Source organism: Sinorhizobium sp. NFACC03 (assembly GCF_900103435.1).
GTDB lineage: Bacteria > Pseudomonadota > Alphaproteobacteria > Rhizobiales > Rhizobiaceae > Ensifer.
Map to the genome: position 1 here is coordinate 13515 of NZ_FMXF01000046.1, position 26894 is coordinate 40408.

At 62.7% G+C, this 26894-nt stretch carries 24 protein-coding genes and 1 pseudogene; 8 read left to right on the plus strand and 17 right to left on the minus strand.

What is annotated here, in order from left to right:
* Positions 1-8 precede the first annotated feature (8 nt).
* The 6 genes from BLU35_RS32170 to BLU35_RS32195 all read right to left on the minus strand — a co-directional run bounded on the left by BLU35_RS32170 (position 9) and on the right by BLU35_RS32195 (position 5761).
* On the minus strand, positions 9-929 hold the full coding sequence (locus BLU35_RS32170) for a nucleoside hydrolase (RefSeq protein WP_093236142.1): 921 nt from the start codon (positions 927-929) through the stop codon (positions 9-11).
* A gap of 6 nt (positions 930-935) precedes the next feature.
* Positions 936-1964: an ABC transporter ATP-binding protein gene (locus BLU35_RS32175; protein ID WP_093236143.1), complete on the minus strand. Its 1029-nt coding sequence runs from the start codon at positions 1962-1964 to the stop codon at positions 936-938.
* A complete protein-coding gene (locus tag BLU35_RS32180; protein ID WP_093236144.1) occupies positions 1957-2736 on the minus strand; it encodes an ABC transporter permease in 780 nt (259 codons plus the stop codon). The genes BLU35_RS32175 and BLU35_RS32180 overlap by 8 nt, the downstream gene beginning before the upstream one ends.
* Positions 2733-3560 (minus strand): ABC transporter permease, encoded by an 828-nt coding sequence (locus BLU35_RS32185; RefSeq protein ID WP_093236145.1) that lies wholly within the window; start codon positions 3558-3560, stop codon positions 2733-2735. Before BLU35_RS32185 ends, BLU35_RS32180 begins: the two co-directional genes overlap by 4 nt.
* 102 nt (positions 3561-3662) lie before the next feature.
* Positions 3663-4685 carry an ABC transporter substrate-binding protein gene (locus BLU35_RS32190; protein ID WP_093236146.1) on the minus strand — a complete coding sequence of 341 codons (1023 nt, stop codon included), beginning with the start codon at positions 4683-4685 and terminating at the stop codon, positions 3663-3665.
* Positions 4682-5761 (minus strand): LacI family DNA-binding transcriptional regulator, encoded by a 1080-nt coding sequence (locus BLU35_RS32195; RefSeq protein WP_093236147.1) that lies wholly within the window; start codon positions 5759-5761, stop codon positions 4682-4684. Before BLU35_RS32195 ends, BLU35_RS32190 begins: the two co-directional genes overlap by 4 nt.
* A gap of 469 nt (positions 5762-6230) precedes the next feature.
* Between BLU35_RS32195 and BLU35_RS32200 the strand changes: the two genes are divergently transcribed.
* The 6 genes from BLU35_RS32200 to BLU35_RS32225 all read left to right on the plus strand — a co-directional run bounded on the left by BLU35_RS32200 (position 6231) and on the right by BLU35_RS32225 (position 12255).
* Positions 6231-7775: an ABC transporter substrate-binding protein gene (locus tag BLU35_RS32200; RefSeq protein WP_093236163.1), complete on the plus strand. Its 1545-nt coding sequence runs from the start codon at positions 6231-6233 to the stop codon at positions 7773-7775.
* A gap of 217 nt (positions 7776-7992) precedes the next feature.
* On the plus strand, positions 7993-8958 hold the full coding sequence (locus tag BLU35_RS32205) for an ABC transporter permease (protein WP_093236148.1): 966 nt from the start codon (positions 7993-7995) through the stop codon (positions 8956-8958).
* Positions 8955-9806, plus strand: coding sequence for an ABC transporter permease (locus BLU35_RS32210; protein WP_093236149.1), 852 nt, complete (start codon positions 8955-8957; stop codon positions 9804-9806). The genes BLU35_RS32205 and BLU35_RS32210 overlap by 4 nt, the downstream gene beginning before the upstream one ends.
* Positions 9803-10615, plus strand: coding sequence for an ATP-binding cassette domain-containing protein (locus BLU35_RS32215; protein WP_093236150.1), 813 nt, complete (start codon positions 9803-9805; stop codon positions 10613-10615). The genes BLU35_RS32210 and BLU35_RS32215 overlap by 4 nt, the downstream gene beginning before the upstream one ends.
* Positions 10609-11355 carry an ABC transporter ATP-binding protein gene (locus BLU35_RS32220; RefSeq protein WP_093236151.1) on the plus strand — a complete coding sequence of 249 codons (747 nt, stop codon included), beginning with the start codon at positions 10609-10611 and terminating at the stop codon, positions 11353-11355. Before BLU35_RS32215 ends, BLU35_RS32220 begins: the two co-directional genes overlap by 7 nt.
* A 192-nt stretch (positions 11356-11547) precedes the next feature.
* A complete protein-coding gene (locus BLU35_RS32225; RefSeq protein WP_093236152.1) occupies positions 11548-12255 on the plus strand; it encodes an OmpW/AlkL family protein in 708 nt (235 codons plus the stop codon).
* Positions 12256-12326: 71 nt separating this feature from the next.
* Here the strand turns inward: BLU35_RS32225 and BLU35_RS32230 are convergent, their stop codons facing one another.
* The 11 genes from BLU35_RS32230 to BLU35_RS32280 all read right to left on the minus strand — a co-directional run bounded on the left by BLU35_RS32230 (position 12327) and on the right by BLU35_RS32280 (position 25570).
* On the minus strand, positions 12327-12746 hold the full coding sequence (locus BLU35_RS32230) for a CBS domain-containing protein (RefSeq protein ID WP_093236153.1): 420 nt from the start codon (positions 12744-12746) through the stop codon (positions 12327-12329).
* A gap of 80 nt (positions 12747-12826) precedes the next feature.
* Positions 12827-14962: a glycoside hydrolase gene (locus BLU35_RS32235; protein ID WP_093236164.1), complete on the minus strand. Its 2136-nt coding sequence runs from the start codon at positions 14960-14962 to the stop codon at positions 12827-12829.
* Positions 14963-14991: 29 nt separating this feature from the next.
* Positions 14992-15990, minus strand: coding sequence for a glycosyltransferase family 2 protein (locus tag BLU35_RS32240; protein WP_093236165.1), 999 nt, complete (start codon positions 15988-15990; stop codon positions 14992-14994).
* Between the two features lie 81 nt (positions 15991-16071).
* Complete coding sequence (locus tag BLU35_RS32245; RefSeq protein ID WP_093236154.1) at positions 16072-16434, minus strand: VanZ family protein; 363 nt, start codon at positions 16432-16434, stop codon at positions 16072-16074.
* 139 nt (positions 16435-16573) lie between these two features.
* Positions 16574-17674: a glycosyltransferase family 4 protein gene (locus BLU35_RS32250; protein WP_286161699.1), complete on the minus strand. Its 1101-nt coding sequence runs from the start codon at positions 17672-17674 to the stop codon at positions 16574-16576.
* Positions 17675-17999: 325 nt separating this feature from the next.
* Positions 18000-19259, minus strand: a complete 1260-nt coding sequence (locus tag BLU35_RS32255) for a glycosyltransferase family 4 protein (RefSeq protein WP_093236156.1) — start codon at positions 19257-19259, stop codon at positions 18000-18002.
* A gap of 9 nt (positions 19260-19268) precedes the next feature.
* Positions 19269-20030: a polysaccharide deacetylase family protein gene (locus tag BLU35_RS32260; protein WP_093236157.1), complete on the minus strand. Its 762-nt coding sequence runs from the start codon at positions 20028-20030 to the stop codon at positions 19269-19271.
* The gene (locus BLU35_RS32265; RefSeq protein ID WP_093236158.1) at positions 20023-21351 is read right to left on the minus strand and encodes an O-antigen ligase family protein; all 1329 of its coding nucleotides are present in this window, start codon (positions 21349-21351) and stop codon (positions 20023-20025) included. The genes BLU35_RS32260 and BLU35_RS32265 overlap by 8 nt, the downstream gene beginning before the upstream one ends.
* A 13-nt stretch (positions 21352-21364) precedes the next feature.
* A complete protein-coding gene (locus BLU35_RS32270; protein WP_502688199.1) occupies positions 21365-22900 on the minus strand; it encodes a GumC family protein in 1536 nt (511 codons plus the stop codon).
* 209 nt (positions 22901-23109) lie between these two features.
* Positions 23110-24258, minus strand: a complete 1149-nt coding sequence (locus BLU35_RS32275; protein WP_093236160.1) for a GNAT family N-acetyltransferase — start codon at positions 24256-24258, stop codon at positions 23110-23112.
* Positions 24248-25570: a lipopolysaccharide biosynthesis protein gene (locus BLU35_RS32280; protein WP_093236161.1), complete on the minus strand. Its 1323-nt coding sequence runs from the start codon at positions 25568-25570 to the stop codon at positions 24248-24250. The genes BLU35_RS32275 and BLU35_RS32280 overlap by 11 nt, the downstream gene beginning before the upstream one ends.
* Before the next feature lie 271 nt (positions 25571-25841).
* On the opposite strand from BLU35_RS32280, the gene BLU35_RS32285 reads away from it, so the two are divergent.
* On the plus strand, positions 25842-26495 hold the full coding sequence (locus BLU35_RS32285; protein WP_093236166.1) for a N5-glutamine methyltransferase family protein: 654 nt from the start codon (positions 25842-25844) through the stop codon (positions 26493-26495).
* A pseudogene (locus BLU35_RS32290) lies at positions 26492-26894 on the plus strand (hypothetical protein); the annotation flags it as partial. The gene BLU35_RS32285 and the pseudogene BLU35_RS32290, both read left to right, overlap by 4 nt.

The following is a 26894-nucleotide window of genomic DNA, read 5'->3' on the forward strand; positions in this document are numbered from 1 at the left end:
GACAAAACTCACTTCTGAGCCTCCTTCATCAGGGCACCCAGAATCTGCGCACGCGTCGTCTCCACATGGGGGTCGACAGCGTATTCGGCATTGAAGATCGCATGGCTTTCGCGCGTTTCGACGACGGTGCGGCCGCGGGTGAGCGCGCCGCCGAGCTCGACATTGATGCGAGCGCTGCGGAAGGAGATCGCGCCGGGATTGACGAAGGCCACTGCAGCACAGGGGTCGTAGATCGCCATGCCCGGGCGGCCGCGGCTGGTGCCGATCGAGATGTATCCAGCAAGCAGATCGGCGATCAGCGCGGCATTCACGCCTCCGGCCGAGCGGATCGGCGCAACGTCGTCCGGATAGGCAAAGACCTTGCGGCAGAGATCGAGATCGACCATGCGCAGCGGCAGGCCGTGCGCGAGCACGATGGCAAGCGCTTCCGGATCGGCAAAGGCATTGAATTCGGCGGATGCCGTGTGGTTCCCGCTGGTGACGCCGCCGCCCATCCAGGTGAGATCGGTAATGCGGGCTGCAAGGTCCGGGCGGGCAAGGCAAATGGCCGCAAGGTTGGTGAGCGGCCCGAGAGCGATAACGCGCTTTGGCCCCTCCCCTTCGAGCCAGGTCGAGAGCGCGGCAAAGGCATCGCTCGGCAGCTGCGCGTCACCTGCCGGCAGCGTCAGTCCGGCCGTCGGCATGCCGGCCTCGCCGAGGATGCGTTCGGCAGTCTCGAGCCTGCCAAGCACTGGCAAGGCACGGCCCTCATGGATGGGAAAATTCCAGCCGAAGGCGAGTGCGGCACTGGCGGCGTTGCGTTTCACCTGATCTATCGGCGTGTTGCCGAAGACGAGGGAAACACCGTCGATTTCTTCACCGGCATGAAGGACGACGAGCACCGCGGCAATGTCGTCGAACCCCATGTCCGTATCGATCCAGACACCCATCTGACGTCAACCGAACTTCTTCAGGCGCGCAGCCTTGTCAACCGGCAGGTCGAAGGCGATCGTAGAGCCGGTTTCACGCGCTGCCAACACAGCATCTTCTTCCGCCTTAATGGCGCCGAGCGGTGTATCGAGCAGATACTCCCGCGTGCCGCCGGAGAAAGAGGCTCCGCGCACGGTGCCCTGGAAAGGACCTGAGCCCAGGGTCACCATGCGCGGACGCCACGCAAGCCCTGCCGTGTCAGGCGGCAGGGATCCGGAAAGATCGATTGGGCCGTTGCCGGCCTTAAGCTTGCCGCCCTCGACGGCAAAGATGTTTTCGAAACCGACGAAGTCGGCAACGAAGCGCGAAATCGGCCGGTTGTAGATATCCTCCGGCGTGCCGATCTGCTCGATCGCGCCGTTCAGCATGACGACGATGCGGTCGGCGAGCGACAGCGCTTCGCCTTGGTCGTGGGTGACGAAGATCATCGTCACGCCGGTTTCTTTTTGCACCCGCTGCAGCTCGGTGCGCATTTCCAGGCGCAGACGGGCGTCGAGGTTGGACAGCGGCTCATCGAGCAGAAGCACCTTCGGTTCCATCACCATCGAGCGGGCGAGCGCGACGCGCTGCTGCTGGCCGCCGGAGAGTTCGCCCGGCTTGCGGGCAGAGAACTTGGAAAGCCCGACCGACTTCAGCCCGGCCGTTACCTTGCTCTCGATCTCGGACGCCGGCAGCTTCTTCAGGCGCAGACCGAAGGCGACGTTTTCGAAAACGGTCAGGTGCGGGAACAGCGCATAGGACTGGAAGACGAGGCCGACCGAGCGCTTGTTCGCAGAGACCCGGGTGATGTCGGCGCCGTCGAGCCTGATCGCGCCGGAGGCCGGCGACAAAAGGCCGGCGATCGAGCGCATCGTCGTCGTCTTGCCGCAGCCCGAGGGGCCGAGGAACGCCACCAGTTCGCCCTTGCGGATCGAAAGGTCGAGGTCCTTCACCGCAACGGTATCACCATAGGCGAGCGTCAGTTTTTCAAGGCTGAGGAAGGCGGCGTCAGACATAGCGAGAGAATCCCAGGAATCGTTCGGCAAGGAAGACGATGCCGATGGACATGAAGGCGAGCAGTGCCGAGAGGGCGGCGACCGACGGATCGTAGGTGATCTCCATGTAGGAGAGCATGTCGATCGGCAGCGTGCGCACGCCGGGGCCCGAGAGGAAGAGCGACACCGGCACCTGGTTGAAGCTCGTGACGAAGCCGAGGATGAAGGCGGCCAGGATGCCGCTGCGGATATTCGGCATCACCACCCGGAAGAAGGCGCCGGCGCGCGAGGAGCCGAGCAGCACGGCCGCCTCCTCGATGTCGGCGCGAAGATTGTTGAGGCTTGCCGAGACGACGCGCACCGCATAGGGCAGCACGAGCGCGGTGTGGGCCAGGAACAGGGTCAGCGTGATGTTGAAACCGAAGGGCACGACGATGTAGCGCAGCAGCGCCAGGCCGACGATGATGCCCGGCACGATGATCGGCAGCGACACGATCGTGCGGATGGTTTCGCCGAAGGGCAGCTTGTAGCGCGAAAGGGCATAGGAGGCGGGGACACCAAGCACAAGCGCCGCGGCGGTGCCGCCAATCGCCAAAAGCATCGAGATCGCGAAGCTCTCGCGGAAGCTCTCGACAGTGAAGACCTTGGCGACCCATTTGAGCGAGAAGCCCTGCGGTGGGAAGGCCAGCGTCTCGCCGCCGGAAAGCGAGGCGGCGACGATGATGAAGAACGGCCCTATCAGGAAGCCAATCACCAGGAAGAGCACAAGGGGTGAAAAGACGCGGGGTGTCATCGCTTGTTCCTCGCGGTGGCAAGCCGTTTCAAAAGAAGATTGGCGGCAAAGCTCATGACGATCAAAATGAAGGCGATGACGCTCGCTGCGACGAAATCGTTGGCGACGGTGACGCGCTGGTAGAGCAGCGTTTCGAGCATCAGCACCTTCGAGCCGCCGAGGATCGCAGGCGTAATGTAGGCCGTCAGCGACCCGGTGAAGACGAGTGTTCCGCCGATCACCAGGCCCTCCTTGGTCAGCGGCAGGATCACCTTGAAGAACACCTGGAACCAGTTGGCGCCGAGAACGCGCGCGGCGGGGATCGCATCCTTCGGCATGTTTTCAAGCGCGCTGATCAGCGACAGGATCATCAGCGGCAGGAACAGCTGCAAGAGGCCGATGAAGACGGCGGTCTCAGTAAAGAGGAAGCGGATCGGCTCGTCGGAAAGGCCGACGAGCTGCAGCGCCTGATTGACGATGCCGGTGCGGCCGAGGATGACGATCCAGGCATAGGTGCGGGCGACCGACGAGATCATCAGCGGCAGAACCACGAGGCCGATCATCTGTCCCTTGTTGCGCGGCGTAAGATTGACGATGGCAAAGGCCGCAGCGTAGCCGATGACCGCCGAGACGGCGGTGACCATCAGGCCCAATCGGAACGTGCGCAGGAAGACGGTGCGGTTCAGCGGATCGGAAAAGAAGGTCGTATAGGCGGAGAGCGACCAACTGTCGGCGTTGCGAAAGCCTTCCGACAGCAGGATCACCACCGGCGCCAGAAAGACGATCGCCGCAAAGACCGCTGCGGGCAGAGCGAGCGCCAGGGCTTCGGCGCGGTTCTGGAACATCCTTCTTCCTTTCAAGGCATTCGTTGGCACGGCCTACCCGTCGCAGGCGCGCAGCGCGTCCACCGGCCGTCAGGGCCGGCCGGTGGAGTTCAGTCGTTTGGATTACTGGCCGACCTGCGCATTCCACTCCGACAGCCACGCTTCGCGGTTGTCCAGGGCAACGGCCGACGGGATCAGCTTCAGGTTCTTCACTGTCTCTTCGCCGTAGGTCAGGTTCTCGGCGATCTCGGGCGAGACCTTGACGTCCTTGTTGGCCGGGCTGTCGACCAGCTTTTCGGCAAGTGCCGTCTGGATTTCGGTCGAGAGCCAGAAGTCCATGAACTCAAGTGCGAGATCCCGGTTCTTGCCGCCCTTCGTCAGCACCATGACGTTCATGCCGCCGGTCTGGCCTTCTTTCGGCGTTGCCCACTTGATCGGCAGGCCGAGCTTGGTGAAGCCTTCCCAGGAGAAACGGCCGATCGGTGCGGCCCAGATCTCTTCCTGCTGCATCAGCTGCACGAGCTGCGAGGACTTGACGTAGAAGGTGACGATGTCGTCCTTCTTGGCGCCGACGGCGGCGATCGCCTCCTTGAGATCCGGCGTGTTCTTGCCGATGGCTTCGCCGACCATGTAGAGCGCCGGCGGGCCCTGGTTGGTGGTGACGTTCGGGAAGGCGACGTGGCTGGCGTTCTTCTCGTCGAGAAGATCGGCCCAGGAGTTCACTTCCATCTTGTCCGAGCGATAAACGATCGAGGTCGCGTAGAAGGTGTAACCGACACTCATGCCGTCGCCGTTCGGGTCCTTGGCGAGGTCATAGAGCTTGTTGAAGTTCGTGAGCTTCGAAGTATCGATCTTTTCGATCAGGTCAGCGCGCGTGGCTGAGAGCGCGTCAGCCATCGAAACGACGGCCATGTCGACGACCGGGCTTGCCTTGTTGGCTTCCATCTTCGCCAGGCGCTCGACGCTATTGCCTGTTTCGACCACGAGCTTGCAGCCACATTTCTGTTCGAACGGCGTGTAGACCAGTTCCTTGAACGCGTCCTGGGCAAAGCCGTAGACGGAAATGGTGAGCGTCTTTTCCTGAGCAGACGCGGCAGGGGCGCCGACGAGCAAGAGCGCGCTCGAGGCAAGCAGGAATTTCTTCATGGCTGGTGTCCTCCTTCGGTGACGGATGTGGCTGCGGTGGCAGTGGTATGTACGGGTTGAAGCGCGGGCGGTGCTGCGGCCGATTGCCTGACGACCAGATGCATCGGCACTTTCGATTTCTCGGCCGTGACCGGTGCGCCGATCTCGGGATCGAACGGATCGCGCTCGCGGATCGCCTTGACGAGCGCGGCAACGGCAATCGCGGCAATCTCGGTCATGTCCATGCGCGCGGTCGTGAGCGCTGGAGTGATAACCGGCGACCAGATCAGATCGTCAAAACCGGTCACGCTCGCCTTTTCCGGCACATTGATGCCGGCGCGCTGCAATTCGGTCAGTGCCCGGAGCGCATGGAGATCGGAGATGCAGGCAAACGCGGTGTAGCCTTCCGCCACCTTCTCGGCGAGCCCGAGCGGACAGCCCTTGCCGGACACTTTCTCCAGCGGCTCGATCCACAGCGTATCGGTGTGAAACCCCGCGCCGAAAACCGAACGGATGCCGCCGGCGCGGTCGTTCTGTACATTCGAGGCAGGATTGTTGCCGATGATCAGCACGTGGCGGTGCCCGAGCGCCTTCAGATGCTCGGCAATCTGCTGACCGCCGCCCCAGTGGTCGGCGGCGACCGTGTTACCCGGCGTCGAGGGCGTATCGATGACGGCAACAGGACAGCCGACATCGGCAATGCGGGTGCCGCGCCGAGGCACGATCACCAATCCATCGACGTCGCGATCGATCAGTCGCTCGATCGCCTTGGTCTGGGTCGAGACGTCGCCGCGCGAGTCCGCAATCAGCACGCCATAGCCTGAGGAAGAAGCCGCCAGTTCGATCGCCTGGGCGATCTGCGGGAAGAGCGGATTGGCGATATCGGGGAGCACGAGGCCGAGCACACCGGTGCGCCCGGTGCGCAGCGCCCTGCCCGCCTGGCTCGGCACGTAGCCGAGTTCGGCGGCGGTCGCGCGGATTTTTTCCACCATTTCGGCGGAGACGCGGCCCTTGCCCGAGAGCGCGTTCGAAACCGTGGCCGCGGACACGCCGAGCGTTCTGGCAATCCTCGTTAGTTTTGGTCCGGAACGCGCCAAATCCGTGGTTTCCGCTATCGCATGATTAAACGATTAATCATGCGATATATCAGAATCTCCTGGGTGTCGAATCCTTTTGTCGACACGTCACATTTTACAATTTTTGAGAGAGGATCTTCGCGAACAACAATCGGCAACCAGCATACCAAACGACGCCCCACTTCGCACGCAGCGGCCGCTGCAGAGATTCAAGACCAAATGCGAGAGATGGCACGGGACCCGGCGGAGTCATACGGATTCACAAAGACCTTCTGATATATCTCGACAGTTCGCGTGACGCCGGAAAGCGAAATGCGCGTCTGCCCATGCGCCCGGGCTGCGGGTACAATTTTCAACTTCGGCGGACAAAAGAAACCAATTTTCCCACTAAATTACTAGGGAATAAGTATGATGCATCGCAATCATCCGGTGCGTACATTTAGGTGGCGACGCGATCCGCGTGACAGGCACAATGCAGGAGTTTGGGAACATGACTGGCACTATCATCGGTTTTGGCAAGACCTCGGGACAGGTCCGCCGGGCGCGAGGGACAGCCTTGGCAGCCGCCACGCTGGCGCTCGCCCTCTCGTCGAGCACGGCCGTCTTCGCCGAGGACGCGAAGTTTGACCCCAACGCCTCGATCACCATCGGCTCGCTCTACGAGCCGCAGAACCTCGACAACACCGCCGGCGCCGGTCAGGGCATCAACGAAGCCTTCAACGGTAATGTCTACGAAGCGCTGTTCACGCTGACCGATGCCGGCGACGTCCAGCCGGGTCTCGTTGCCGAGCAGAGCGTCAGCGACGACGGCCTTACCTATACGTTCAAGCTTCGTCCTGGCGTTGCCTTCCATTCCGGCGACCCGCTCACCGCAGCCGACGTGAAGTACAGCATCGAGCGCGTGACCGCCGAGCAATCCAAGAGTTCGCGCAAGAAGAGCCTTTCGACGATCAGCGCGATCGAGACGCCCGATGACCAAACCGTCGTCGTCAAGCTGTCGACCCGTTCGATCTCGCTCCCCTACAATCTGAGCTATGTCTGGATCGTCAACGACGCGGCGAAGGACCTGAACGCGAGCGAAGACGGCACCGGCCCCTATCGCCTCGACGAATGGCGCCGCGGCTCGTCGCTGGCGCTGACCCGCAACGACAAATACTGGGGCAGCGCTCCCACCAACGGCGAAGTCGTCTTCCAGTACTTCACCGATGCGACCGCGCTCAACAATGCGCTTCTGACCGGCGCCGTCGACATCATCACCAGCGTCCAGAGCCCGGATTCGATCGCCCAGTTCAAGGACAATCCTGACTTCACCGTCACTGCCGGCCAGTCGACCACCAAGGAACTGCTTGCCTTCAACGACCGCGTCGCCCCCTTTGACAGCGTCAAGGTCAGGAAGGCGATCGCCCGCGCCATCGACGACAAGAAGTTGCTGACCTCGATCTGGGGCGAGTACGGCACGCTGATCGGCTCCTTCGTGCCGCCGACCGATCCCTGGTACGTGGACCTCACCGCCGTCGACACCTATGACGTCGAAAGCGCCAAGGCGCTCCTGAAGGAAGCCGGTTTCGCCGATGGCTTCACCTTCAAGCTCGACACGCCGAACTACGACCCGCACCCGATCGTCGCCCAGTTCATCCAGAGCGAACTCGCCAAGGTCAACATCAAGGTCGAGATCAACGTGATCACCGCCAACGAGTGGTACACGAAGGTCTACAAGGCACATGATTTCCAGGCGACGCTGCAGGAGCACGTCAACCACCGCGACATCGTCTTCTACGGCAACCCGGACTTCTACTGGGGTTACAACAACCCCAAGGTTGTCGACCTGATCAAGGCGTCGGAAGCCGCCGCCAACACCGACGAGCAGACCGCCAAGCTCAAGGAAGCCAACACGATCATCGCCGAGGATGCCGCCAGCAACTGGCTCTATCTTTATCCGCAGATCGTCGTTTCGAGCTCGGCTGTGTCAGGCTACCCGGTGAATGGTCTGAACTCGCAGTTCTTCGCCTACGGCATCAAGAAGAGCGAGCAGTAAGCGAAACGACTTCCGCTTTTCGCGGCAATGAAGAGCCCCCGGATCCAATCCGGGGGCTTTGCGTTCCGCAAGCTTGCTTGGCCTCGCCCGAGCCGTTTCGGCCAGTCCGATACAGGCCACACTAAAATAGAGCCGCCGCTCTAGCCTCCCTCTCCGTTTTGATGCAAAAGCCAACTTCTCTGATCGCGGGACCCCGTGAGAAGAAAGGAATGCAGCCATTCTCACCTATCTCGTCCGCCGCTTTGCCATCCTCATCCTGTCCCTGCTGATCGCGGCGGTGGTGCTGTTCGTGCTGTTGCGCCTGCTCCCCGGCGACCCGGCCAATGCGCTGCTGTCCGTCGGCGCCGACGCCGCGCAGATCGAAAAGGCCCGCGAACAGGTCGGTTCGAACCTGCCGCTCTGGCAGCAGTTTCTTCGTTTTGCCGGCAGCCTCGCCCGCTTCGATCTCGGCACGTCCTTCGTCAGTGGCAAGCCCGTGATCGAGGAGATCGCCGAGCGGCTAACGGTCACCGTACCGCTGGCGCTGATGGGCTTCCTGCTTTCCATTCTGATCGCGGTGCCGCTCGGCATTCTCTCGGCCGTCAAGGCCGACCGCTGGTATGGTGGATTGATCTCGACGGTCTCGCAGCTCGGCATCGCCATTCCGGTCTTCTGGGTCGGCATCCTGCTCGTCACTGTCTTTGCCGTCACCTTCCGGCTGTTTCCATCAGGCGGCTTTCCCCGCCGCGGCTGGCAGAATGAGGGACAGGTGCTCTATGCGCTGGCGCTGCCTGTTCTGACGATCGGGCTCGTCATGGGCGCATCGCTGCTGCGCTACGTGCGTTCGGCGACACAGGATGTTCTCGGCAGCGATTACCTGCGCACCGCGCGCGCCCTCGGCGCCAGCTTTCCTGAAGCGCTTGTTCGCCACGGCATCCGCAACGGCGCCGTGCCGATCGTCTCCATTCTTGGCATCGAGCTTGCCACGACCCTGCTCGGCGCCGTCGTCATCGAGCGTGTCTTCGCGCTGCCGGGTCTCGGCTCGATGCTGCTGCTCGCGATCGAGCAGCGTGACTATCCCAACATCCAGGGCGTGCTGTTCATCTCGACGCTGCTGGTGCTGCTGATCGGCTTTGGCGCCGATCTTACCCAGCGGCTGATCGATCCGCGCCTGCGCGAGCGCGCCGTTGGAGGCAGCGCATGAGCCCGGTAGAAGCATCCACCGGTGGCCAAAAGCGCCAACACTCGCTGGCGCTAAGCGTCGGCCTCGCTCTCGTCGGCATCAACCTCGCCGTCGCCGTCCTGACGTTGTTCTGGACGCCCTACGATCCGCTGAACGCCTCCGGTGACCGGCTCGAAGCACCATCGCTGCTGCATTGGCTCGGGACCGACCGGCTGGGACGCGACCTCTTGACCCAATTGATGATCGGCGCGCGCACCGCGCTGCTCGTCGGCACCGGGGCCGTGGCGATCGGCGCCGCGATCGGCGTCTGCCTCGGCGTTCTCGCCGCCTTCGCCACGCGCCTTGCCGACGATGTGATGGCCGCTACCCTCGACATCCTGATCGCCTTCCCGACCCTGCTTCTGGCCATGCTGGTGGTCGCGGCAAGCGACAGCGCCGGCCTGTGGACGGCAATCCTGGCCCTTGGCCTCGCGATCTCCGCCATCGTCGCGCGGCTGACCCGCATCCTCGCCAAACGCGTACTGCGCCAGGACTATATCGTCGCCTCGCGAACATCGGGAACCTCTTGGGCCGGCGTCGTCCTTTGCCACGTGCTTCCCAATATCTGGCCGACGCTCTCGGTCAATTTCGCTTTGCAGTTCGGCCTTGCCGTCATCGCCGAGGCGTCGCTCTCCTATCTTGGTCTCGGCGCACCGCCGCCGAACGCCTCCTGGGGACGGCTGCTGCAGGAAGCGCAGGGCACCGTCTATACGGCGCCGATCGGCGCGATTGCTCCCGGCATCGCCCTGGTCGCCCTTGTCATCGGCATGAACCTTCTCGCCGACGGCCTGCGCGACATCGCCGATCCGACACGCGGGAGATCGCGATGAAACCGCTCCTGAGCATTCGCGATCTCAACATCCACGCCGGCGATAAGCCGCTGGTTTCCGATCTTTCCTTTGCGGTCCAGCCGGGCGAGCGCATCGGCCTGATCGGCGAGTCCGGCTCAGGCAAGTCGATGACCGCCATGGCTGCGACCGGGCTGCTGCCCGTGTCGATCCGCATAAGCGGTTCGATCGAGCTTGACAGCCAGCAGGTGGTCGGCGCCACCGACAGGGTCCTGAACCGCCTGCGCGGCGCTGCCGCCGCCGTCGTCTTTCAGGAGCCGCTGACAGCACTCGACCCGCTGATGAAGATCGGCCGGCAGATCGCCGAACCGGTTCGCCGCCGACTGGAGCGGGAGAACGGCAAGGCATCGAAGGATACCGTCCAGCGCGAAGTCCGCGACCTCATCGACAAAGTGGCGCTGCCGCAGCCGGAACGCATCATCAACTCCTATCCGCACGAAGTGTCAGGCGGCCAGCGTCAGCGCGTGGCAATCGCCATGGCGCTCGCCTGCCGCCCGAAACTGCTGATCGCCGATGAACCGACAACGGCGCTCGACGTCACGACGCAGGCAGAAATCCTCGCGCTGCTCGACCGACTGGTCCGCGAGACCGGCATGTCCCTCCTGTTCATCAGCCATGACCTGCCCGTGGTTGCCCAGGTGGTGGAACGCGTCATCGTGCTGCGCAACGGCATTGCGGTCGAGGAAGGCGCGGTCGGCACGGTCTTCGACAAGCCCCAACACGATTATACCAAGACCCTGGTCAAAGCCGCCCGCCTGTTCGACGAAGCGCTGGGGACAACGGGATCATGATGCTCGATCTTCAAAACGTCCGCTTCGGCTACTCCCGCCAGCAGACCATTCTCAACGACGTCTCGCTCTCGGTCCGCCGTGGCGTGAGCGTCGGCCTCGTCGGCGAATCCGGATCGGGCAAAACGACGCTTCTTCGCCTGATGCTCGGGCTTGTTCGCCCGACGAGCGGCACCATCCAATTCGGCGACGATGTGCTAGACCCCGGCGATGGCAGCTTCATGCGCCGCTATCGCCGCGCGGTGCAGCCGGTCTTCCAGGATCCCTATTCGTCCCTCGACCCGCGCCAGCGGGTGATCGACATCATCGGCGAGCCGCTCAGGTCGTTGCGGATCCCGGGCGATCGCACGCAGACGGTCGCCGAAGCGCTCGAAGCGGTAGGCCTGCCGCTTGACGCGATGCGCCGCTATCCGCACGAATTCTCGGGCGGCCAGCGCCAGCGCATCGCTATTGCCCGTGCGATCGTCGCCCGTCCGCAGATCGTGCTCGCCGACGAAGCGGTCAGTGCGCTCGATCTTTCGACCCGCATCCGCATCGTCGAGCTCTTTAAGACGCTTTCGGAAAAGCTGACGCTGGTGTTCGTCTCCCACGATCTCGGCGTCGTCGCAGCACTTTGTGAGGAAATGGTCATCCTGGAGCGCGGCAAAGTGGTCGAAAGCGGCAAGACCCGCGACATTTTGGCTGCACCCAAGCACCCCTATACGCAGCGGCTGCTTGCCAGCATTCCGCGCATGCCGGCCTGACAAGGGATTGCACGAAGTTCGTGGGTTCAGACGAATCCGCCTTTATCCCCAAGGACTTGGTGATTCGTGGCCGCATTGATCCAGGACAACCCCTGAGACGCACATCGTGAGCATAGTGCCGCCGGCCGCAGATACCCTGTGGCCGAACGCCCTGACCGGCGATGTTCAATTTCTTCTGGGGGTCCGGAAATCATGCCTACTCGCGCCATCTTGCCATCTGCCGTCGTCTTTGCCGTACTCGCGGCGCCGCTCGCGAACGCGACGGCGGCAGATCTCTCCGAGCCGAGCGCGGTCGCGGCACCGGAAATGCCTCTCGCCAGCGAGCCGGGCCCATGGATGATCCGCGCCCGCGCGCTGGCCGTCCTGCCCGACGACAAAGCCTCGCTCTCCCTGAATGGCACAGCGCTTGATGGCGAAAAGGTCGGCGTCAGCAATTCCGTCGTGCCGGAACTCGACATCACTTACTTCTTCACCGACAACATCGCGGCTGAACTGGTCCTCGGCACGACGCCGCACACGGCGCGTGGCAGCGGCTCGATCTCCGGTCTCGGCGAAATCGGCAAGGCGTGGCTGCTGCCGCCGACGCTGACATTGCAGTACCACTTCAACGTCACCGACGAGATCAAGCCCTATGTCGGCGCTGGTGTGAACTACACGATGTTCTACAACGAGAAGCCCCGCGGCGATTTCTCGAGCTTCAACATGAAAAACACCTTCGGCGTGGCGCTGCAGGCGGGCGTCGACATGAAGCTCGACGACCATTGGGGTCTGAACTTCGACGTCAAGAAGTTGTTCCTTGAGCCTGAGGCCAACGCAACGCTACCTGGCGCCGGCGCGGTCAGCGGCAAGGTCAAGCTCGACCCGTGGCTGATCGGCACCGGTATCAGCTACCGGTTCTGATCCGTTCGCGGAGCGACGCGAGAAACCGTTTGCGGCGCCGTAGTAGGCGCCGCAACTGTAGAGGCAGGATGTTAGAGGTGATGAGCCGTGACTGCCCGCGCAAGTTCACCTGACAGCTGCCGGCTGCTGGCATGGGATATGTCGCCCAGTGACAGCATGCCGACCATGCGCTTGTCCTCGTCGATTACAGGCAGACGCCGGATCTGTTTCGCCTCCATCAGGTGGACGGCGTGTTCGATCGTCTCACCGGTGCGGCAGTAAACAATATCCCTGGTCATCAAGTCGCATGCCGTCATCGAAGCGGGATCGCGCCCATTGGCAAAGGCACGCAAGGCGATGTCGCGATCCGTGACCATACCGATCAGACGATCGTTTTCGCCGACGGGCAAGGCGCCGATGTCCTCATCCCGCATGATGCGCGCGATCGTCTTGATATCTGTTTCGGGAGAGATCCAGCGAGCGCCGGGATGCATGGCTTCCGATATTTTCATCGTACCCTCCTGTGCTTGAAAGCGGCGGAGAATAAGCTGACATCGTGGCCATTCATTGATCCACTGGCGACAGACGATTTCTATTGCAGCTCGAGAAGGAAATAGGTCGTCGGACCGGAGGGAACGTCGTTTGAGAGACGGAAGGCCACGGCGCCCTTCCCCTTCACGACGGGCGCATGCGCAGTCCCATCGAGACCAACAGGCGAAACGCTCCAGCTCGCAGCGCTTCGCTCCATCGAAAGGTCCACATAGCCTTCCCGGATCAGGACAGGCAAACGCCCAAAATCCTCGATCACCTTCTCTTCGGTGTCGCGAAATGTCATGCCGGTGTTCTGCGCATCGGTCGCAAAGATCAAGAGGAGACGGCGGCTCTTGCTCAGGGATGCTTCGCCATCGAGCGCCGAGACGGCGGCGAGCCCATTGCCATTGGCCCCTTCGATGCGCAGGACGCCGAGATCGATAGGCGCCCGCAACGACGAGAAGGCTGCGGCTTCGGTTGCGGTCGTTGCAACTCGCAATTGCCCGGCAAAACGGTTCAGCACGATCTCGCCTGTGCTGCTCTGATAGATGCCGGCATCGACGTTCGTGCCATTGCCCCCCGGGAGCGCGCCGCTGTGGCGCAGGCTCCCGAGCAACGCTTCACTGTTTTGCTGACTTGATTGCAGCACGGCAGGTGTTTTGTCGAGATCCTTTACGTGCTCAAGTCCGATCCGCCCGATGAGTGCAATATCCGTCAGATATTCCGGCTCCCGCGCCTGCATGTCGTCAGATAGATCCTCTTCACCACGCACGGCAAACGGAACGGTTACGTCCGATGTCGCAACGTCCCCGCGGCGGTAAAGCAATGCTGCCAGCGTCTCGCCGGCACGGGCGACGGGATCGAGGGCGATCGCATAGGGAAGCATTGCCTTCTTGTGTGCGAAGGGCTCGCCATAGGTAAGAACGATCGGCCCGTGACCATGGCGGCAAAGCGCGTCCCAACCTTGCAGTGCTGCGTAGGCCGGCATCGCCAGCCCCGCCTCGTAGCGGTAGCGGTTCCAGAAGAGATGATCGTACTCGCTGACCACGAAGGGCCTGCCGAGCCAGCGCGCTGCGGCGATCATCCGGATATAGTTCACCCCGTCGGCAATCGAGCTGGCCTGGGTGGTTTTGCTGCCCGGCGCGTAGCCGCTGACCCAGTCGTGATAGGTATTCATGGTCACGGCTTCGAGGTCGCGTCGGCTGAGCGACGCCTGGACCGTCGGCCAATTGTTGTAGTTGCTGATCAGGCCGCGGTAGCCAAGCCCGCGCAGCACCTCGCTCATTCGTGCGGTTGTGGCCCGTTCCGTCTCGATGAAGAAAGCCTGCAGATCCCGCAGACGCGCGCTGTCGCCGTAGCGGTCTGCGGGAAGCTCGACCGATCTCGTCTCGATCGTCTCATCGGAGCGAAGATCGGGCCAAGCCTTGGCCAACGCTTCGGTGGAGCCATAGCGTTTCGCCAGCCAGTTATTGAAGGGCTTGGCGAGCAACGGATCGTAAGGCGCTTTTCCCGGCCGATCGTGCACGACAGCGTCGAACTCCATCCCGTTCTCGTTGGCGAGAATGACGATCGCCAGGGCATCGTCGCGGATGGGCGCGACGCCCGTATAGGGGTTCACGCGCGCAAGGATCGTTTCCTGCATGCGCTTCCAGTGATCGAACGCCCGGTCATCCACAAGCAGCTCGAGCTTGAGGTTTCCTCCATCGTCCCAACGGTCGTCAAAGCCGCCATAGACGCCGCGCAGCGACGAGAGGCCATCGACCATCCAGTAGATGCCGTTGCGCTTCAGCGCCGCTAGCAGATAGTGAATACGGTCGAGGGTCTCGGGGTCGAAGTCGAAATCCTTGTCGCGGCCGAACATCAGGCTGGCATCGACGAAATGCAGTCGAGCGAGATTGTAGCCGTGCATCGCCAACTGCCGGGCGTAGCGATCGGCCGTTTCGTGATCGGGAAAACCGCCGGAGGCCGGGCTCCAGGCGAGTGACGCGCAGAGCATCCTTTCAGGTTTTTCGGGCGAGCTCGCGAACGCGAGCCGGCCATTGGCGCCTGCGACAAGGCGATGATCCGCATCGATCGCCCCGTTCGGCAGAAATGAGGAAAAGTCGAGCGGGCTGCCAGCCTTGAGTTCGAGTGAGACTTCCCGCACGGGAAGCCACAGATCGGATGCGCGCATGGGCGAACCGAATGCGAGAAGCATTGCCGCAACAGCGAGCAGCCGACGCCCCTTCACGCCGGGGCTCCGAGCAGCTTGCTCTCGATTGGCGCATCGGGCTTCCGGCGCGCCCGGAAGAAGCCGACCGGCAGGGCCGCCGCATGGAAGAACCAGGCAACGACGGTGTAGAGCCCCATGCTGATGCCTCCCTTGCGCAGGCTCATGAGCCCGACGACGCCGGCGAGGATCGCAAGGACCACGCCGAGCGCGAGCGCCTTGTTGGGCATGAAAAGCAGCAAGCCGAGCGAAACCGCCCACCAGAGATAGACCAGCGCCCAAAGCTTGAGCTCCGGCAGCTCCCTGATGAGTTGCAGGAAATAGGGCCGGCCAAGCGATGCGCGCAGCAGCTCGCCAATGCCGAACAGATACTTGCTCTTCCAGCGGCGGACGAGCAGCCGGTAGGAATTGTCCGTGTGGCCAAAATGCTGGACGAAGCGGCGGTCGAGGCGATGCAGCTTCCAGCCGGCACTGCGCAGCCGGATACCGAGGTCGAACTCCTCGTAGCCGTGGAGATTGCGATCGGAGAGGTAACCGACCGCCTGGATCGCCGAGCGGCGATACAGGCCGCCGCCGTTCATGCGGTCGATCGCGCCGATGCGGTTCTCCGGCGCATTGCGCGTTACTCGCCGGGCAAATTCGAGGTTGGAAGTCAGCATCTCCTGGACATGACCGGTGACGCCGCCGACCTTGGGATTGTCGGCCAGGAACGCCTCGGCAACCTCAAGGAAATCGCTGTCCAGAAGCATGTCGCCATCGAGCAGGCAGATGTGCTCGTGGCGGGAATACTGGAAACCGAGCTGCGGACCGATCCCGCAACTTGGAAGCGCCGGCGGGCTGATCTGGGCGATGACGACCGGATAGCGGGAGGCAATCTCTATGGTTCTATCGGAGGAACCGCTATCGGCAACGATGACCTCACCGCCGACCGTCTTGAGCGCGACAAGCGCGCTCTCGATGTTCGCGGCGATGCGCTTTTCTTCGTTCAGCGTCTTGATGATGACGGATACTGCCACGCGTTCCCCCCATATCAACAGCGCGTCGACAACCGCGCCCAAGTCGCGGGCGATCTTACCCGCGATATTTTGCGTTTTGGTTTACCGCCCCAGCAAGCGCAGCAATGGCAACCGATAGCGAAAGAGGAACCAGCCGCCGAAGACGCCGCAGGCACCACCGAAAAGCTTGACGGCGACATCAGCCGCCCGTGCATGGCGATCCGCCGAAATCATCTGCAAAAGTTCGAAGCCGATCGCAGTGGCAAGCACGAGAACCAAGACACGCACGAGGTGCTTCGGATAGGCGATCGCGAACAGCAGCCCCAGTAGGCCGAAAGCGCCGAACCGCTCGAGATGAACGAGATGCCCGATGCGCGGACGCAATTCGAGGGGAGATATCGTCGAATAGGCGATCACGGCAAAAAGGAGCCATGCGAAAAGGCCGGCGGCGCGTTTGAGGTTCATTGTCAGCTTGTCTTCCAGGCGGCGTGCAAGGCACGGCAATCGTCGAACGGACCACGACGGCGCCCGCCTGCCCGTCCAAACGTGCAAGGCGCGCTGTCGTACTTGATTGGCGAAGACACGGGCAGACGCGAACGTCGGCCTATTTCGCCAGCAATGCGCTATACACCGCCGCAGTCTTTTGCGCCACGTTTGTCCAACTGTAGGTAGCTTCCGCGTGGGCCGCGCGCTCCCGCACATCGTCATCGCTGAGTGGCGCAGCAAGCTTTGCGGTGATGCCGGCAGCAAGCGCATCGATATCGCCCAGCGGAAAGTACTCGTCGGGCGCAAGGTCCAGTTCCCGGTTGGGAATGATATCGCTTGCCAGCAAGGGCAGGCCGTAGGCCATCGCCTCCAGCAGCGCGATCGGCATGCCCTCATGGCTTGAAGGCAGCACGAACAGGGCGGCATTGGCGAAGAGTTCTGCCAGTCTATCGCCGGACTGGAAGCCGGTAAGCACCACCCCCGGCACCTCGGCGGCGAGGGTTCTCATCTCCCGGACATAGGGTGTCTCGAACTCCGCGCCACCGACGATTACGAGCCGGACATCCGCCAGCCCACATTTCGCAAAGGCCCTGATGAGATCGAGCTGCCGCTTCTCCGGAACCAATCGTGCGGCGAGCAGGATGTAGCGTCGCGGCGCCAGGCCAAATTCACGCAGGATGCCGGCGTTGCCGGAGGGCAGCGTAATCGCGACACCATTTGGGACCAGCGTCATCGACACATGGTGGCGCGCGCGCATGGTTTGAACGATATCCTGCGATATCGCCACGCGCCCGTTCGAAAACCGCATGCCGAAGAACTCGCCGAGCTTCAGCGTGCGCCTGGCAAAGGCGCCCCATTTCTGCCTGTCGTAGTCGTAGCCATGATGGGTGACGACAACCTTCAATCCGAAAACGCGTGCAAGCGGCGTCATCAATGCCGGGCCGATGGCGTGGATATGCAATACGTCCGGCCGCCGCCAGGCGGCAAGACATACGCCGAGGAACGTGTGAACCAGCGCCTCCAGCGCCATGCGGCGCGGCGACCAGAGAGGGATGACCTCGACCTCGTTCCAGGCGTAGCAGTCGCTTTCTTGAAGATAGCGCCGACGCCCGACGACCTCGACATCCCAGCCGTAGCCCAGGAGTTTGCTGGCGAGCATTTCAACGTGTTTCTCGACACCGCCCTGGACGTTCGGAATACCGCGCAAGCCCAGCATCATCACGCGCTTGCGCTCGCCTCTGGCGGCAACAGCTCCACTCTGGACGGCCAGAGCCCGCTGCCTCCCAGACAGAGCCGCGCCGCGCCGGGGCATCTGCGCGCGTCCCTCGGACAGCCCGGATTGTGCCATCTCCTGTGCAATCACCGGCTGCTGGCGGTGACTTCGCGAGACATCAGAGTTACTGCTCATGCGTCGCCTCGAAAGTTGTCCGTACAGGATTTCACGGCGAAATACTTATCAACCAAGTAAATATTTCATTGGCCACTTATATAACTGACCAGAAACCATACGGCGAGCCCACTTTACTACAAATTGCGCGCGACGGTTAACGGCGCCGGCCCTCCCCCGCCCCGAGCGATGCATAGAGGTCCAGGGTTCTGTCGCGATAGGCGGCAGCCGAGAATTCACTGGCGACCCAGCGCCGGCCCGATGCCCCCATGGCCGCACGTTCGGAGGAAGGGAGCGCCGCCATCCGCGTCAATGCACGCGCGAGATCGTCGGCATCACCGGGTTTTGCCGTCATCCCGGTCTCACCTTCCCGGATCATTTCGGGAATACCGCCGATCGATGCGCCGATGACGGGTCGTCCCAACGCATAGGCTTCAAGCACGCTGATCGGTGCGTTCTCGTACCATTCAGACGGCAGGACCAGGGCGCGTGCTTCCCCAATCAGACGGTGCAGGGCCTGGCCCGAGAGATAACCGGCGAATGTGACATCGGCCCCCGTCTGCTCGACGAGCGCGCGAAGCATCGCTTCTTCGGGCCCGGTTCCGGCAATCACCAGGCGCTGGCGCGACGATGCCGCCGCTCGTATCAACGTCCCCAACCCCTTCTCCGGCGCCAGACGTCCGGCGAAGACGAAGTAGTCGCCCTCTGTCCAGTGGTCGGAATAGTCCTCGACGTCGACGAAGTTCGGAATGTGGACCATGCGCTCCCGCGGCCATCCCCACTCGACCAACTTGTCGACGTAGAACTTGCTCGGCACGACGATGCGGTCCACCTGGTTGCGGTAGAGACCGAGCGCGCGGTGGACCAGCGTTTCCGCAAGCACCACCGCGCTCAGCGTCACCTCTCCCTTGATGCAGCGGTGGCGCAACACGTTGTAGACGTGCCCGCCGCGACAGTCCTCGCAGACGGCTCCGTCACGCAGCATCTTGTAGGAGGGGCAGGCAAGCTTCAGGTCGTGCGCCGTCATGACGACAGGGATGCCGGCTTGCTTCAGCGTCGAGAAGATCGCCGGCGACAGATGATGGTAGACATTGTGCGCATGGGCGATCGAGGGCCGGGCACTCCGGATCAGCCGGTCGACATTGCGCTGCGCCTCGCGCGAATAGATCACGCTCGCCGCCTGCACGACCTTGCGCAGCAGATTGGTGCGCCGCCCGTATTCGATCTCGGAGACGAAATAGTCGGACCATGGCGAAGGCTCGTTGTCCTCATGCTCCATGGCGAAGGGCACCACGTCCCAGCCGATGTCGCCGAACATCTTCATATGGTCGAAAAAAACCGCTTCGGCGCCGCCGCGGCGATAGAAGTAGTTGTTGATGGCGAGCAGCCTGTTGTTGCCGTTTCGTTGGCCAGACATGGCGCTCTCCTACCAGCCGAGCCTGTCGAGCACCCGCTCGACGGGCACGACCACGCATCTCTTTGCGACCGCGTATTGAACGAGGTGTTCGAAGGTTTCCGGCGTGCAGCCATAGGGCGTCGGACGCGCGGCGATGTCGTGGGTAAAAAACACGAGCCAGCCGGGGCGGGCGACCACATCGTCGATCCAACCGCTCAGTGCGCGCGCATCCGCTTCCGGCTGACGGATCTCCACTGCCTTCAGCATCAACGGGTCGACGGCGGTGCGATTGATGCTTTCGCCAGCGGCGCGGCAGGTGCGGTAGCGCCGACCCAGTTCCCGGCGCGACAGCGGCCAGGCGGCATTGTAGGGAAAGGCGAAATTCGTCGCTGCCGGCCCGACACCGCTGCGCTTCAGATAATCGGCATTGCGGTCGAGATCCCGAGCAAGACCGGCAGCACCCAGGCGCCTGATCTTGCTATGTGAAAAGGTATGGCAGCCGACTTCGTGGCCGCGGTCGGCGAGATCGGCGCATCCCTGCGCTGAGATCAGAGTGCGATCAACCTCGACGCGATCGGCCAATCCGCCGGCGATGTAGAATGTCCCCCGCGCACCGTGGCGTTCGAGGATCGCGGCACCGTTATGAAGCGCAGTATCCGGCACGTCATCGAAGGTGAAGGAAACGAGTGGAACATCGGTCACAACGTCGCGCGGCTTGGCCGCGAAGCGCCAGATCAACCGGTTGGCGGCGCGATCGACAAGGCCGTCGACGGTTTGCAGGAGATCAGGCATAGACGGCTCCGGATTTTACCTGCTGCGGGGCCACTGAAAGAACCGCGCGCGATTGTAGGTGCAGGCCGTAAAGGGAAAAGAGGAATGTGAACCACAGCAGGTTGCCGCCCTCGAAAAACAGGCTTTCGAGGCCGGCGTTGAAGATCGTGTAGAGCCAGACGCGGATGTAAAGCCGGGTCAGATGCGAATGCTCCACGGCCGGTGCCAGGCGCGCTATGTTGCGGAGAGGCAGAACCAAAAGCCAGATCACCGTCAGCAACAATCCGGGAAAACCCGTCGTCAGGGCGATATCGAGATAGGAGTTGTGACCATTTGCGGCCGCCACAGCCCAGGTCTCGATCGAGCCGCCGCTGTTGACCAGTTCGGACGTCTGCCAGAAAGCCTTGAAGCCGTAGCCGGTGATCGGTTGTTCGGCGAGCGCCGTGAAGGCGAAGCGCCAGATATCGGCGCGATTGGTAAAGGTCGCATCGATGCCAAGCTCGGTGACGAAATCGCTGAGTGGCTTGAACACCGCGGAGCCGACGGCGAAGAGATTGAACAGACCGACCCCGCCGATAACGATCGGGATGCGCAGGAAGCGGAACCGCTCGAAAACCCAGGCAAGCAGCACGATCGCCGGCAGCATGGCGGTCGAAGTCTTGCCGCCGGTGTGGAGCAGGAAGTTGAACGACAGAACGACGATAACCAGCCCGGCCAAGCGAGACCAGACGTTCATGACGAAGAGGCCGAAGAAGGCGGCAATCACCATGGCCGCTGCGGCGCTGTTCTTGTGGGGGAAATGACCACGCCAAAGGCCGGCGTTCATCGGTTCGCGCAGCTCGGAGGCCTGGTGGATCGCCAGGGTCGGCTTGAAGAGAATACCGTAGTAGGCGACGGCCAGCATGAAAAGGGTGCCGATACCGAGCATCTTGGCGAAATGTCGCTCCGAAGCCGGCAGCAGCAGGTAAATGCTGGCGTTGATCGTCACCATTACGGCGAGCACGGTCCCCTTGATGCCGAACATCGGATAGGCCGATATAGCCGAGACGAACATGAACCAGATGTAGAGCACAACCAGCAATGGCCGCGGCTGCAGGATGGTGCCCCGCATCGGATGCGCCAGCCCATAGGCGAACATGCCCGCGAAGAGTGCAAGCGATACGATCTGGTTCAAGCGGTTGGAGTTGCCGGCCGAAGGATCCAGCACTGCCGCCCCGGTCAGGTCGATAAAGGGCGTGGTCGTTATCCAGAAAAACAGGAACGTCGCCATGAAGAGCATGGTCCCGACGCGGACGCGGATCAGGTCCGCCGGGCTCTCCTCGCGATAGACGGCGCTCGTCATGCCGTCCCCTCTCTCAGGCCACTGCGGGCCGGCGTCCGCGCAGGAAACGCCAGAGCCCCAGCGTCAGGGCCAGGCCGATACCAAGTGCGAGACCGAAGATCGCGCCGCCCGCGAGCAGGATCAATGTCCGTGGCGGCCAGCTCCGCGCATTCGGCGGCAGCGCGCGCGAGATCACGCGGACATTGGTCGTGTCGATCTGCTGGCGCTCGGTGATCTGCTGGGCGCGCGCCAGGTGGGTCTCGTAAATGGTGGCCTTGGCGCGGGCATCGCGTTCGAGGTCTCGAAGCTGAACCTGGGCCTCGTTATCGGAAAACACGTTGGACTTCTCGTCGCTCGCCTTGGCCCGCAGAGCAGCAAACGCCTGCTGCTCGCGATCCATGTCCGCCTTAGCACGATCGAGAATGCGGCGCGCTTCGTCGGTCATCGCCCCTTCCAGCGTCGTGCGCTCGGAGCGGGCATTGACGAGACGCGGATGACGCTCACCATAGGTGCGCTGCATCGAGGCGATCTGCTGTTGCAGCACGTTGTATTGCTCGCGCAGGTTCGTCATGTTGACGGATTCGAACTCCGAGGCGCTCGCGGTTCGGCCCTGAGCGATGGCATCGTTCATCTGCCGGTAGCGCGTATCCGCCTGGATGAAGCGCTGTTGGGCGTCGAGAACCTGCGTGTTCAATTCGTTCGAAAGTTGATTGCTGACGAGCTGGCCGTCATTGGTGGACTGCAGACCATTCTTGCGGCGGAAATCCTCGACGGCGCGTTCAGCCTCGGTGACATTGTGGCGCAATTCGTCGAGCCGTGCATTGAGGTTCTGGGCAACACGGCCGGCGCTCTCGGCGGCAGATTGAAACAGTTCCTGCTCAAAGGCCGCGACGATCGTGTTGGACAGTGTCACCGCCTTTGCCGCCTCCTCGCTCCAGACCTTCATGACCACGACGAAGGAGCGCTCCTCGCGCCGGGCTTCGACGCGCTCCGATAGCGCCCGCATCGCGGCAAGTTCATTTCCTGCCTGCTGCTCCGCCTTCGTCGAAAAGAGGTTCTTCAGCGAACCGAAGGCCGAGGGCTTCACGAACTCCGGATCCTCGGCAAGGCGCAACTGGTCGATCACGCGCGACAGCACGTTGCGCGATGTAAGAATGCGAAGCTTGCTTTCGACCTCCAGCAGTTGCGCGTCGCGCTGCGGGTTGGAGGTGAAAACGTCGTCGCTGACGACATTGAGATTGGAGGGGTCGACAACGATGTCGGTGTAGACATTGTAGCGCGGCGTCGCCGTCACCGCATAGGCGAGCGCGGCGGCCACACAGAGCATCACTGCAACGACAATCCAGAAGAGCCCGTCGCGCAGCCAGCCGATGATATCATCGACGCCGACGTTGCCGAGTTCATTCAACCCGGGGAAGTAACTTTCGCGACGCACCGGTGGAGTAGCCACAGCGGCCCTGGGCTGCAGCCGCGACGTTTCCAAGGGCTCGTCGAGTTGCAAGCGCGCATTCGCGGGCTCCTCGGCCACCTGCTCCGCTTCGGGCAAGTCAGACGACAGCAGATCGAGCAACGAGCCTCTCGCGGCCGGTGCACGCTGATCGTGCGCCGGCTGGCTGGGCCTCCGTTTTTCGGCCTCATCCGGCCTGTACATAAGCATCCCTCACGCACGCCCATCAAGACGCGAAGATCGTGACCCCGCGAGCCGCCTTCTAACGCAGAATTAAGGTTGTAGGGTGAATATTCCGTTAAACGGCAGGGCTTGCCGCTTAACGCGCGGGTTCAGAAGTCGGTCAGCAACCGGCTCCAGCTCTCCGACGCCAGTCCGCCGACATAGATATCGTTGCGCTGCGCGGCATCCTTGAGATCCGCGTGCCGGGTCACCATGCAGAAGTAGCCGCGATGATGGAAGGAGAGCCATCTCTGGCGAGAGATCGCGTTCATCAGGAAAGGCTGCGCGCTGCCGGTGGCAAGCGCGTAGCCCTCCGCATCAAGCGAATGGAACATTTGCGCGGCGACGTCGAACTCACGGCCTGCCTCGCAGACGATGTTGAGCACCGTCGCCGTCTCACCGGCCTTGCCGAAATAGAGATAGGCGCCGATCACACGCCCGCCCTCATCCACGACCTCACGGCTCAGGAGTTCCCCCAGAGTGCTGTTCAAACTGGCGACGGCCGTCAGCCAGTCGAATTCACTGCGGGACCAGACGGGCCTGACGGCAAAACGCTGGAGCATCGGCTCGGCGCATTCGACAAAGGCCGCGGGATCAATGGCGCGCGTCGCGCAACCGGCTCGCGCATCCGGCTTCGTCCGGGGGCGACGGCGGCGCAAGATTCGATCGGCAACCGCAAGCGGCCCCAGGACGACGCGCGACCGGAGGAGCGGTGCCTGTCGGCCAATCGTCAGAGCCCAGGCTTTGAGCGGCCGGAAGGAACGGCGCCAATCGAGGCTCTGTATCGGAAGCACGACGCCCCCGCCTGCCACCCAGTGGTCCGCACTGACCGGCGACGAATTGTCCGAAAAGCACATGTCCTGTTTTGCGGCGCGCATGGCGCGGGCAAGGCAGGCCGCGCCGACTGCGCCGGCCTTGCCTTCGGACATGAAGGCGCAAAGCAGTTTCGCCACCGTATGTCGGCCATTGACCGTGAACTCCATCGGGAGCGCCAGTATGGCGCTGCCGATGCCGCCGGTCCCGTCGTCATAGACGATGCTACCGGTTTCCGGGGTATAGAGCGGGCTGCCGAAGAAGGTGGTCTCAAGATACCGCTGAAGCTCTTCGCTCGCCGCCTGTTGGCGCTTGCGAAAGATCCGGGTGAACATGCTGCTGACGATGGGAATATCCCGCGGCTCCATGGCCCTTACGTTGCCCAGGCGCGGCATTTCCCGCCCGAGCGGCCTTGCGGCCTGGATGTTTTCGGCCTCAAGTTTCATGGGCCATCCTCGTTGCCAGAGACGCACCGCCAGCGGCCTGCTCCCGATCATTCCGCACGAAGCGCAAAAAGACGGTCCAGGACACGATGACCATCGCAATTTCGATGACATAGAAGGAGACGAAGGTTCCGGTCGGCGGCGCATACCAGGTGGCCCAGGCAGTCAGCGCGGCGCCGAGCACGCTGCCGAGGCCCATGACCGAGGCGCGCGCCGGATGGTGACCCGATGCGCCGAGTGCCTCCATTGCAACCGTCCACATGGCAAGCGGCACCACGACCCAGCAGAGGATGCGGGCGAAGGAAACGAGCGACACGTAATCCTTGCCGAAAAGATAAGGCAGGACTGGAGCGAGTACAAAGACCGCAATAGCGGCAGCGATGCTGATCGAGGTGGCGGCAATTAGCACCTTGCGCACACGTTCGAACGCATGATGCAGCCCGGTTGCAGTCGCCTTCGCGGAGCCGGGATAGATCAACCGGTTCAGCGCTTCGACCGACAGATAGCTGCTCTCCAGCATACGCCGCGCGACGCTGTAGCTCGACATGACCTCGGCAGTCGCCACCAGGCTCAAAACCAGTAGGTCGGCATTCTGCCTGACGGCACGCAGGATGAACGGGATGCTGAAATAGAGGCCCAGCGGCAGCTCTTCACGGACCATGCCGTAGGTCGGACGCCCCAGCCCCTTGACGGCGCGCCAGCACCCGACAGCCACGAGCACATGACAGATGAACTGCCACACCGCCCAGGAGGCGACCGTCGCTACTCCGAACGCGATACAGGCGAGCGCGGCGGCAATGGTGCGCGCCACGGCAAAGCCGACGACCACCTTGTTTGCCGAGGCAAAATTCGAATGCGCGAGGAAGATCTGCTCCGCCAGCACGATGATGCGAACGAAGACGATGTTGGTGATGAGCATCAGCGTGATCACCGCGACATTGGTCGCGGGATTCGGTGACAACGTGAAGAAGAATGGCAGGACGGCAGCGCCGAGCAGAACCAGGATCACGCCTGTCACGGCGGTCAGCAGAATATTGTGCCCGAGCATGCGCGCGTACATGCTGCGATCGCGCGCCACGCGGCGCACCAGGCACTCCATCGCGCCAAGACCGCACAGGTGCACGGCGATGTTGGCGACAGCGGTAATTGCGACGAAAACACTGAATTCATGCACACCGAGCCAGCGCGCCAGGATAGCAAACGTCAGAAGCTGGGCGGCGGCCCCGATGACGAGGCTGCCGCCGGATGCAGCATAGGACATGATCATCGAGAGGAACGGTCTGTGCGCGCGTTCCTTCACACCTTCCGAAGCCATTCCGATCTGCCCTTGACACCAACCCGCACCGTTCATTGCGCAAAGTGCACTCAATGACAGCGAGCAATCGCCTTTGATCGCTGCGCAAGGTAGCAGGTAGAGATGATTGCGCGGTTAACACATGCGCCGCAATTGCATTTGAGCTTCATTTACCCGATTACAATAGTCTGCAGCACTGCGCGTCTACAGATTTATCCAGGAACAATTCGACCGAGGACACGAGGGGGTGGCCGTGCCGCACAACGACAATCATATCCGTCTGCATCGCTTCATGGGCGTGGAGCTTGAACTGGCACCCGACGTTCTCGTCCCGCGCGAGGAAACGGAACTCCTCGGAAGAAAAGCCGTGTCGATCCTCGCGGATGGCCCTTCGGCACCGACCGTCATCGACATGTGCTGCGGCTCTGGAAATCTCGCACTCGGTATCGCCAACGATGTCCCGTCTGCCCGCGTCTGGGGCGCCGACCTCACGGACAGCACCGTTGCGCTGGCGCGCCGCAACGTCAACCGGCTCGAGACCGGCGCACGTGTCTCCATCCGGCAAGGTGATCTCTTCGCCGCCTTCGAAGGCGATAATCTCGAAGGCGCGGTCGATATGATCGTCTGCAATCCGCCTTACATCTCGACCGGACGTCTGGAGGGAGACCGGGCGCACCTGCTTGAAAGCGAGCCGCGTGAAGCCTTTGATGGCGGCCCCTATGGCATATCCATTCACCAGCGGCTGATCCGCGACGCCGTTGCCTTTCTGAAGCCGGGTGGCTGGCTGCTGTTCGAGTTTGGCGAGGGCCAGGATCGACAGGCGGCCGCCCTTCTGTCGCGCATCAAGACCTATGAGCCGGTGACGTTCGCAACCGACCGCGACGGCAAGCCGCGCGTCGCGATCGTCAGGAAAGTCGACGACCGGGCCGGAAGCTTACCCAAATGAGCGAAATCCGTTCGCTCGAACGCGCGGACATCCCAGCGATCGCAGGCATGTTCCAGCGGGTGTTCCGCAACGACCAGGGCACACCGCCGCCGGCACTTGCCGATTACATGCAGCAGCTTTACCTCGATGCGCCCGGCTGCGATCCGCAGATACGCCCCCTCGTACACGTGAACGACAAGGGCGTCATTTCCGGATTTGTCGGCGTCAACGTCCTGCCAATGGTGCTGAATGGCCGCCGGCTGCGCGCGGCCATCTGCGGCTCGCTGATGGTCGAGGAACGCGAGAACGATCCCCTGGCCGGAGCGCGCATCCTCAAGGCCTTTCTGGCCGGACCACAGGATCTTTCCTTCAGCGAAACCGCAAGCGACGTCTCGATGCAGATGTGGACACGGCTTCGGG

Bases quoted from the DNA above. Each gene is read 5' to 3' on its own strand.
- BLU35_RS32170 (WP_093236142.1), bottom strand. From the start codon at position 929: ATGGGTGTCTGGATCGATACGGACATGGGGTTCGACGACATTGCCGCG.
- BLU35_RS32175 (WP_093236143.1), bottom strand. From the start codon at position 1,964: ATGTCTGACGCCGCCTTCCTCAGCCTTGAAAAACTGACGCTCGCCTAT.
- BLU35_RS32180 (WP_093236144.1), bottom strand. From the start codon at position 2,736: ATGACACCCCGCGTCTTTTCACCCCTTGTGCTCTTCCTGGTGATTGGC.
- BLU35_RS32185 (WP_093236145.1), bottom strand. From the start codon at position 3,560: ATGTTCCAGAACCGCGCCGAAGCCCTGGCGCTCGCTCTGCCCGCAGCG.
- BLU35_RS32190 (WP_093236146.1), bottom strand. From the start codon at position 4,685: ATGAAGAAATTCCTGCTTGCCTCGAGCGCGCTCTTGCTCGTCGGCGCC.
- BLU35_RS32200 (WP_093236163.1), top strand. From the start codon at position 6,231: ATGACTGGCACTATCATCGGTTTTGGCAAGACCTCGGGACAGGTCCGC.
- BLU35_RS32210 (WP_093236149.1), top strand. From the start codon at position 8,955: ATGAGCCCGGTAGAAGCATCCACCGGTGGCCAAAAGCGCCAACACTCG.
- BLU35_RS32215 (WP_093236150.1), top strand. From the start codon at position 9,803: ATGAAACCGCTCCTGAGCATTCGCGATCTCAACATCCACGCCGGCGAT.
- BLU35_RS32225 (WP_093236152.1), top strand. From the start codon at position 11,548: ATGCCTACTCGCGCCATCTTGCCATCTGCCGTCGTCTTTGCCGTACTC.
- BLU35_RS32230 (WP_093236153.1), bottom strand. From the start codon at position 12,746: ATGAAAATATCGGAAGCCATGCATCCCGGCGCTCGCTGGATCTCTCCC.
- BLU35_RS32235 (WP_093236164.1), bottom strand. From the start codon at position 14,962: ATGCTTCTCGCATTCGGTTCGCCCATGCGCGCATCCGATCTGTGGCTT.
- BLU35_RS32245 (WP_093236154.1), bottom strand. From the start codon at position 16,434: ATGAACCTCAAACGCGCCGCCGGCCTTTTCGCATGGCTCCTTTTTGCC.
- BLU35_RS32250 (WP_286161699.1), bottom strand. From the start codon at position 17,674: ATGATGCTGGGCTTGCGCGGTATTCCGAACGTCCAGGGCGGTGTCGAG.
- BLU35_RS32255 (WP_093236156.1), bottom strand. From the start codon at position 19,259: ATGTCTGGCCAACGAAACGGCAACAACAGGCTGCTCGCCATCAACAAC.
- BLU35_RS32260 (WP_093236157.1), bottom strand. From the start codon at position 20,030: ATGCCTGATCTCCTGCAAACCGTCGACGGCCTTGTCGATCGCGCCGCC.
- BLU35_RS32265 (WP_093236158.1), bottom strand. From the start codon at position 21,351: ATGACGAGCGCCGTCTATCGCGAGGAGAGCCCGGCGGACCTGATCCGC.
- BLU35_RS32275 (WP_093236160.1), bottom strand. From the start codon at position 24,258: ATGAAACTTGAGGCCGAAAACATCCAGGCCGCAAGGCCGCTCGGGCGG.
- BLU35_RS32280 (WP_093236161.1), bottom strand. From the start codon at position 25,570: ATGGCTTCGGAAGGTGTGAAGGAACGCGCGCACAGACCGTTCCTCTCG.
- BLU35_RS32285 (WP_093236166.1), top strand. From the start codon at position 25,842: ATGGGCGTGGAGCTTGAACTGGCACCCGACGTTCTCGTCCCGCGCGAG.